Source organism: Immundisolibacter sp., from assembly GCF_028696615.1.
In the GTDB taxonomy this organism is placed as follows: domain Bacteria; phylum Pseudomonadota; class Gammaproteobacteria; order Immundisolibacterales; family Immundisolibacteraceae; genus Immundisolibacter.
On the sequence record NZ_JAQVGQ010000113.1, the window covers coordinates 1 to 8,411 of the forward strand.

At 67.7% G+C, this 8,411-nt stretch carries 3 protein-coding genes and 1 tRNA gene; 2 read left to right on the forward strand and 2 right to left on the reverse strand.

Annotation, left to right across the window (positions count from 1 at the left end; all coding sequences use genetic code 11):
- Nucleotides 1-684 (reverse strand): integrase arm-type DNA-binding domain-containing protein (locus PHC73_RS08590; RefSeq protein WP_300126759.1); only part of this gene is annotated, 684 nt, incomplete at its 3' end.
- Nucleotides 685-859: 175 nt separating this feature from the next.
- Between PHC73_RS08590 and PHC73_RS08595 the strand changes: the two genes are divergently transcribed.
- A tRNA-Lys gene (locus PHC73_RS08595) sits at nucleotides 860-938 on the forward strand.
- 236 nt (nucleotides 939-1,174) lie between these two features.
- Here the strand turns inward: PHC73_RS08595 and PHC73_RS08600 are convergent.
- Nucleotides 1,175-2,314 carry an ADP-ribosylglycohydrolase family protein gene (locus tag PHC73_RS08600; protein WP_366949839.1) on the reverse strand — a complete coding sequence of 380 codons (1,140 nt, stop codon included), beginning with the start codon at nucleotides 2,312-2,314 and terminating at the stop codon, nucleotides 1,175-1,177.
- A gap of 623 nt (nucleotides 2,315-2,937) precedes the next feature.
- On the opposite strand from PHC73_RS08600, the gene PHC73_RS08605 reads away from it, so the two are divergent.
- Complete coding sequence (locus tag PHC73_RS08605) at nucleotides 2,938-8,220, forward strand: DEAD/DEAH box helicase (protein ID WP_300126763.1); 5,283 nt, start codon at nucleotides 2,938-2,940, stop codon at nucleotides 8,218-8,220.
- The last annotated feature ends 191 nt before the right edge of the window (nucleotides 8,221-8,411 follow it).

Sequence of the window (8,411 nt, forward strand, 5' to 3'; positions counted from 1 at the left end):
GGCGCGTAGCGTGGCGGGATTCATGCGCCCGCGGTCGGCCTGCCACAGGGTGACGATCTCGGCGTCGGTCAGCACGCGCTCGCGCGGGGTTTCGCGCGCCTGGCGGATGTGTGTCACCGGGGATTGCTCGGTGACGCTGCGCTCGACCGCGAACGCGAACATCTTGCGCACCACGGCCAAAACGCGGTTTGCCAGCACCGGCACGCCGCGGTCGCGCAGGCCATCCAGCAGGGCCACGATGTCGCGCCGGTGCACGGCGTCGAGCTTGAGCGCGCCGATGACCGGCAGCACTTCGCCGTTCAGCAGGCGCTGATCTTCGGCCCTCGTGCGCTTGTGCGGCTTGGCGTGGCGCTCGATGTACTCGACCGCGAACTCGGCCACGGTCGGCATGCGGCGGCGCTCGGCCTTGGCCTGCTGCTCGGCGGCAGCCGGGTCGGTGCCGGCCCGCACCTTGGCGGCGGCTTCATGCGCAAGGCGGCGGGCCTCGGCCAGCCCCACGCTGCCAGCATCGCCGAGCGTGAGCACCCGCACTTTGCCGGCAAGCTTGAAGCGGTACACGAAGGAACGCTTGCCGCTGGCGAACAGGCGCAGGTACAAGCCGGGCGTGCCGTCGTCCTTGATGTCCTGCTGGCGTTCGCCTGGGGCGATCTTGAGCCGCGCGACGGCGGCGGCGGTGAGCTTCATGTGGTGCCTGCCCTGTGTGTTTGTCCATAACCGCGCGAATATCAGCGTATTGCGCTGCGGTGATCCCTGCGGTGACCTTTCGACAGGTTAATGGGAGAAACGGCTTGAGACAAGGCGAGACAGTGAAACCGGAATATCTGCGCAAATTCATGGCGTTGCGGAAGATTCAAAAAACGGGGTGGAACGGCGAAAAACGGCTTCTCGTGTGACTCTTAATCAGCGGGTCGTAGGTTCGAGCCCTACGCGGCCCACCATTTAACTCAAGCAGTTACCAGCGCTTCGGCGTTCGGCCTACAGGGTGTTCGCCACAATGTAGGGAATAGGTAGGGCGGCGCGGTCGACGTCGCCCGCCGCGGCATGCGCCGACCCGTGGCGCGTTGTCATCGTCACCTAATGACGGCTGCCCTCCCCCGTCCTGCCGGCGGCGGCCGTACTCGCACCGACGCCTATAGGGCTCGGCCGGGTCGGTTCCGCGCCCGCCCGACCATTTTCAGAACCCCGGGTACTTGCGCCAGATCCGCTGGTTCAGCTCTTCGTTGTCGCTGTACTCGCCGATCTCCCAATCCTTGAATGCATAAAGGTCTTGCGCCAGTTCGGTGATGACGTCGCGCAGTTCCAGCGGCTCCAGCCACTGCGCGGGGATTGCCTTCACGCCGTGCAGGGTGCCGAGCAGGTTGCCCACGATCGCCCCGGTCGAGTCAGAGTCCCCGTCGTGGTTAACCGCCAGAAGCACGCCCTGTTTGAAATTGCGGGCGACCAAGGCGCAGTAGATCGCAATCGCGAGGGCCTCCTCGGCGATCCAGCCCTGGCCCAGCCGGGCGATCGCTTCCTCGGGCGGCAGTCCGGAAGCCGCAAGTTCCTCGGCCAGCTCGATTGCCCGCAGGGTTTCCTCGTGGCTGGGTTCCTGACTCAGAACGTCCTTCGACACCGCTATCGCCTCGCGCAGCGACGCGCCATCGGTCAGCGCCAGGATCAGCACCGCCAGTACACCACCAGTCAGGGCTCCGGTCGGGTGGCCATGGGTCAGCGCAGCCAACTCGGCACCCAGCCGGAAGGCGTCACGAGGAGATTCGTACTGCCGCAGGCGCCAGGCGAACAGGCCGACCGGCGCAACCCGCATGACGCCGCCGCAGCCCTTGCTGTCGTTGCGGGCCGACTCCCCGAGCGAGTTCATCGCTCGCAGAGCCGATAGGCAGGTGTTGCCCGGTGCGCGACGGCTGTGCAGTTGGCGCTGTTGAAACAGCCAGCCGGGCTGATCGGCGCCGAAGTCGATGTCGCAGGTCGGGCGCTCGCCCTGGGTTTGCAGCCAGCGCAAATAGGCGTGCGCCGTTACCCCCGAATAGGTCGTGATGCCTTTGAAGCAGCCGCGCACCCAGCCGCGGATCAACCCCTCGGCGGTGAACAGGGTCATCTGCGTGTCGTCGGTGATCGTCCCAAGGCCACCATAAGCCGGTGAGTAGCGGGCGATACCCTTCGGACCGAAGCGACGCAGAATCTCGGCCCGGCTCATGAACTCGACCGGTGCACCCAGTGCATCGCCGACGGCGCCACCCAGCAAACAGCCCAAAAAGCGCGCCTTGGCCGTATGCCCTGACTGGCGCTTGCCGCGCCCGTTGCGCGGCGCCGATATCAGTGTGTCATTCGTTGAATCGGTTTCGGCGCCATGCCGAAAGCCAATGATCTGCTCGCCGGAAAGCCGCCTCGCCACGTTCGTTCGCCTGCAGGTTAGGGAACCGCTTACGTCTTGACGCCCCCCTTCCCCTGGGGGAGCGTACTGCGGCTGATCCCCGCAGCGATGGCCGGGCATGAATCAAGGGCATAAGCCATTGATTCATGGAGCGCCGCGCAGGCGTGTACCGCGCGACGGCGAGCTGAAAAATTCCATGGACGGAATTTTTCAGCCCTTCCTTTGGGGGCCGGCTTCCAAGCTACTTTGCGACTCAAAAAGGCCCGGGGCGTCGCCTCCCTGCTCGCGCGTGAATCCGAGGCGAACCAGCCGCCGCTCGGCGGGTTCTGCGTCCACTTGGGGACGTCCAAATGCAGTAGCGCAACGGTTCGTCACAACGCTTCCCGCCAGCATCCTCACATCCAGCTGCGCACATCATCCCGTGAGCCAGCCGCACTCGCGCACGCTGAATGTCGGGTCGGCACTTCGGCCCGGTTGGCCGCCGACTCACGGCCTGGCGTTCACCGCCGGACGGGATGCCATCTGTGACAATCTCAAGCATGATGACCTGCAGGGAGCGAAATGGTGTGGACGTCTTTTCCCTCAGAAACGAACTTATCGATGGTTACAGCGCCTTCGCGCGCTCGTTCACCCACATCGGCGCCGACGACATCCGCAGCCAGGTCGATCAGGCCTTCGCCTCCGGACGCTACTGGCCGCAGCCGCTGATCCAGATCAACCCGCGCTTCAAGCCGGGCAAGTCGATTGCTGAGCACGTGGCGGCGGGCGAACTCCACCCCGAAACCCAACGCATCTTTCAAGCCGGTGGCGAGCCCCTGCGGCTGCACCGCCATCAGTCCGAGGCCATCGCATTGGCGCGCGCCGGTCGCAGCTATGTGGTGACCACCGGCACCGGCTCGGGCAAGTCGCTGTGTTTTTTCATTCCCATCGTCGACGCCATCCTGCGCGCCAAGGCGGTGGACCCGACGCCGCGCACGCGCGCCATCGTGATCTATCCGATGAATGCGCTCGCCAACAGCCAGCTCGAAGAGCTGCAGAAATTCCTGCCCGGCCCCAATCCGCCGGTCACCTTCGCGCGCTACACCGGCCAAGAGCGCGAGGAAGTACGCGAGCAGATTCGCGCCAACCCGCCCGACATCCTGCTCACCAATTTCATGATGCTGGAGTTGCTGCTCACCCGGCAGGATGCGCTCGACCGCGAGGTCATCGACCACTGCACCGACCTGCGTTTTCTGGTGCTCGACGAGCTGCACACCTACCGCGGCCGTCAGGGCGCCGACGTCGCGCTGCTGGTGCGCCGCGTCAGGCAGCGCCTGCAAGCCGAGCGCCTGCAGTGCATCGGCACCTCGGCGACGATGGCAAGCGAAGGTTCGCAGGAAGAAAAGAACCGGGTGGTTGCCGAGATCGCGGCCAAGCTGTTCGATGCCGCCATCGCGTCCGGCGACGTCATCACCGAAACGCTGGAGCGGGCCACCGACCCCACGCGGACGGCCGACAGCGTCCGAGGCGAACTCGGGCAGGCGATCGCCGCCGGTGGTTTCGACCGGCTCGCGGACACCCAGTTGCGCACCCACCCGCTCGCCATCTGGGTCGAAACCACGCTCGGTCTCGACTTTCGCGACGGCAAGCCGGTGCGCGCCAAGCCGCTGACGGTGGACGAGGCGGCCGACAAGCTAGCCACCGCATCCGGACTCGATCCTCAGCGCTGCCTTGCCGCCTTGCAGGCGTTCCTGCTCGCCGCCGCGTTGTCCGAAAGTAAGCGCGTACCCGGGCGAAGCGCCTCGCCCAACCCGTTCTTTGCCTTCAAGCTGCACCAGTTCCTTTCCGGCGCGGCCACCGCCTACGTCACGCTGGAGCCGCCCGGCACGCGCGCGGTGGTGCTCGAAGGCCAGCAGTACCTGCCGGGTAGCGAGGATCTCAAGCGTCTCTACCCCACCTACTTTTGCCGCGACTGCGGGCAGGAGTACCACGGTGTGCGCCAGCGCGTGGAAGGCGGCGCGCCGGTGCTGCTGCCGCGCGATATCGACGACGTCACCGCCATCAAGGACGAAGACGCTGCCGACGCCGACAGCGAAGGCGAGCAGACCGGCTTCTTTCTGGTCACGCCCAGCGACGCCGATTTCACCTTCACCGGCGAGCTCGAGGACTATCCGGAAAGCTGGCTCGAAACCGGCGCTGCCAACACGCCGCGCCTGAAGAAAACCTACCGCAAGCTGCGGGCCGTATCGCTGCGGGTGGCGCCGGATGGCACGCTCGGCCAGGGCGTGGAGGGCTACTTTCTACCCGGCAAGTTCCGCTTCTGCCTGCGCTGCCGCGCGGTGCACAGCGTGCAGGGCAAGGACAGCAACCGGCTGGCGTCGCTCTCGGCCGAGGGCCGCAGCTCGGCCACCACGGTCATCACCACCGCCGCGCTGGAGTGGATGCAGCAGCAGGCCGGCTTTGCGCCGCACACGCGCAAGCTGCTCGCCTTCACCGACAACCGCCAGGATGCCGCGCTGCAGGCCGGCCATTTCAACGATTTCATCTTCGTCAGCCTGATCCGCTCGGCCTTTTTCGGCGCGCTCGATGGCGCGCCACAGGGCGTCGCCGATGCCGATCTGGGCGAACGCATGATGCGCGCGCTCGGCTTCGACCGGCCGCTCCCGGCGAACATGGATCCAGCGGAAACCCATCAAGCCGAATGGCTGCAGGAGCCCGCGCTTTCCGGCCGCGACCTGCAGGACGCCACCAACGTGCTGCGCCAGGTGCTGGCCTACCGCGCCTGGTTCGACCAGCGGCGCGGCTGGCGCTACACCAACCCCAACCTCGAACAGCTCGGCCTGCTGCGCGTCGTGTATCAGGATCTGGAGCCCTTCGCCGCAGACCCGGAAAACTTCCGCGACGCGCCGGCCGTATTGCGCACGGCGAGTCCCGTGGTGCGCGCGCAGGCATTTACCGCGCTGTTCGATCACCTGCGCCGGGGCCTTGCGGTGGACGCCGCCGCGCTCGACGACCAGCAGCTGCGCAAGCTGGCCGACGAGAGCCGCAAGTTCCTGCGCCTGCCCTGGGCCTTTGGCCGCGACGAGACGCTACGCCCGGCGCGCTGGCTGTTTTTGGACCCGCCTGGCGGCGGTCAGCGCCAGGGACGGGACGAGGACCTGATCCTGCGCGCCGGCCTGCAAAGCCCACTCGGCAAAGCGCTGCGCCAAGGCTCGCTGTGGGGCGTGGACAAGCCGCTCGGGCGCGATGCCTACCGCGAGCTGCTGGAGTGGATGCTCGGCGCCGCGCGCGGCAAGTTCGTGCGCCGTGACGACACCACGCCGTTTCGCGCGCCCGGCTGGCGGCTCGCTTCCCAGCGCGTGCGCCTGCTGGCCGGCGACGGCACGCTCGCGCGCGGCCGCGCCAACGCCTTTTTCACCCAGCTCTACGGCACCTTGGCGCAGACCCTGCAGGCGGGCGGCGCCGCCATCTTCCGCTTCGAGGGCCGCGAGCACACCGCCCAGGTCGAATCGCGCGTGCGCGAGATTCGCGAGGCGCGCTTTCGCTACAGCGACAAGGACCAAGAGGCCCTGCGCGGCGAGCTGGGCGACAGCGCCCGGCTGCTCGGCGAGAGCACGCGCTTTCTGCCGGTGCTCTACTGCTCGCCGACCATGGAGCTCGGCGTCGACATCTCGGCGCTGAACGCCGTCTACCTGCGCAACGTGCCGCCCACGCCGGCCAATTATGCCCAGCGCGCCGGCCGCGCCGGGCGCAGTGGCCAGGCAGCGCTGGTGGTCACCTACTGCGCCGCGCGCAGCCCGCACGACCAGTTCTTCTTCCGCGAGCCGCGGCAAATGGTGCACGGCGAGGTGCGCGCGCCCTTGATCGACCTGGCCAACCGCCAGTTGCTCGAAAGCCACCTGCAGGCGATCTGGCTCGCCGCCAGCGGTGAGGCGCTCGGCAAGGCGATCGCCGACGTGGTGCAACCCGAGCAGCCCGGCCTGCCGGTGCGCCAGGAGCTGATCGACGCTTTCGCCCAGCCGGAAGTGCGCCGCCACGCCGAGGCCCAGGCGCTGCCGATCCTGCGCAACCTCGCGCCGCAGCTCGGCCCGCAGCAAGCGCCCTGGTACGAGGGCGCGGAAGCTTTTTGCGCGCGCGTGCTCGACGGCGCGGTCGATGCCTTCGATGCCGCCTTTCGGCGCTGGCGCGAGCTGTTCAACGGCGCCGTGCGCCAGCGCGACCAGGCCCAGGCCACGCTCAACGACTTCACCGTGCGCGATCCCAAGGAAAAGGACGCCGCCAAGCGCCGCCACCGCCAGGCCATCGAACAGATCGAGCTGCTGCTGCACGGCCGCGAGACGCTGTCGAGCGACTTCTACACCTACCGCTACCTTGCGACCGAAGGCTTTTTGCCCGGTTACAACTTCCCGCGCCTGCCGCTGATGGCCTATGTGCCGGGTAGCGGCGATGGCGCGCGCAACCAGACCTTCCTGCAGCGCCCGCGCTTTCTGGGCATCGCCGAGTTCGGCCCGCGCAGCCTGGTCTATCACGAAGGCCGCGCCTTTCGCGTGGTGCGCGTGCGCATCGCCGTTGGCAGTCAAGAAGGTACAGCGAGCCAGCAGCGGCTGCCGACACTGGCCGCGCGCCTGTGCGCGGCCTGCGGTGCCGCCCATTTCGACATCCAGCACGAGCGCTGCCACGCCTGCCAGGCCGATCTCGGCAACGCCGAGTGGGTGCGCGAGCTGTACCGTGTCGATGCCGTCGACACCGAACCCACCGAGCGCATCACCGCCAACGACGAAGAGCGCCAGCGTCAGGCCTTCGAGTTACAGACCACCTTCCAGTGGGCGCGGCGCAACGGCCAGATCGACGCGCGCCTGCTGGTGGCGCGCGACGCCGAGGGCGACATCGTGCAGCTGCGCTACAGCGCCGGCGCCACCATCACCCGCATCAACAAGGGCCTGCGCCGGCGCAAGGATAAAAACGTCTTCGGCTTCAACCTGAGCCCCAAGACCGGCTACTGGCAAAAAGACGAAACCGAAGAGGCCAACGGCGCCGCCGAGCCCGACCCCGACAAGCTGCCACCGCAGCGCGTGGTGCCCTATGTCGAGGACCAGAAAAACGCCCTGCTGCTGCAACCGGCCGGTGTCTGCTCGGACGTGACCCTGGCCACCGTGCAGTACGCGCTCAAGCGCGGCATCGAGTCGGTGTTCCAGCTCGAAGAAAGCGAACTGCTGGCCGAACCCCTGCCGAGCCGCGCCGAACGCAAAGGCGTGCTGTTCTACGAGGCCACCGAGGGCGGTGCCGGCGTGCTGTCGCGCCTGGTGAGCGAAGCGGACGCGCTGGCGCGCGTCGCCCAGGCCGCGCTGCGCCTGCTGCACCTCGAGCTGCCGGACGATCTGGCGACGCTGCGGCAGACGCCGACCGCCGACCTGCAGGACCTGCCCGACACCGCCTGCGTCGCCGGCTGCTATCGCTGCCTGCTCTCCTACTACAACCAGCCGGAACATGAACTGCTGGACCGGCGCGACGAACACGCCCGCCGCATCCTGTGGCGCCTGGCCTGCTCCGAAACCGCGCTGCTCGACAATGCCCCGCCGCAGTCGTCAGTGGGTGCGCAAGCGGACGCGAACGAAGCCAAAGGCTGGCAGACGATCTGGCGGCAGACCCTGGCAGCCGAAGCCGGCGATCTACCGCCGCCGGTTGCCGCCGAGCACGCCGGCAACCGGCTGCTGCACTGGCCCGACCACTACGTGGCCGTAGCCCTGCCGGATACGCCGCGCGACCTGCAAACCGAATGGGAAGACCGGGGCTACACCTTCGTCCGCTTCGGCGACGATCGCTCCCAGTGGGCGCTCGCCTTCGGCAAGCTGGCGAAGCTGCTCGGCTGATGACCGCAGTGCCGGGTTCCAAGCGCTGGCAGGCGACCTACAATCGGACCGAATTCAGCCATCGTGACGAGGCGCTGACATGAAACTCGCCACCCACATCCGCCCTTTGAGCTATTTCAAGGCCCACGCCTCCGAAGTCGTGCGCCAGCTCGGCGAGGAGGGCTCTGCGATGGTCATCACCCTGAACGGCG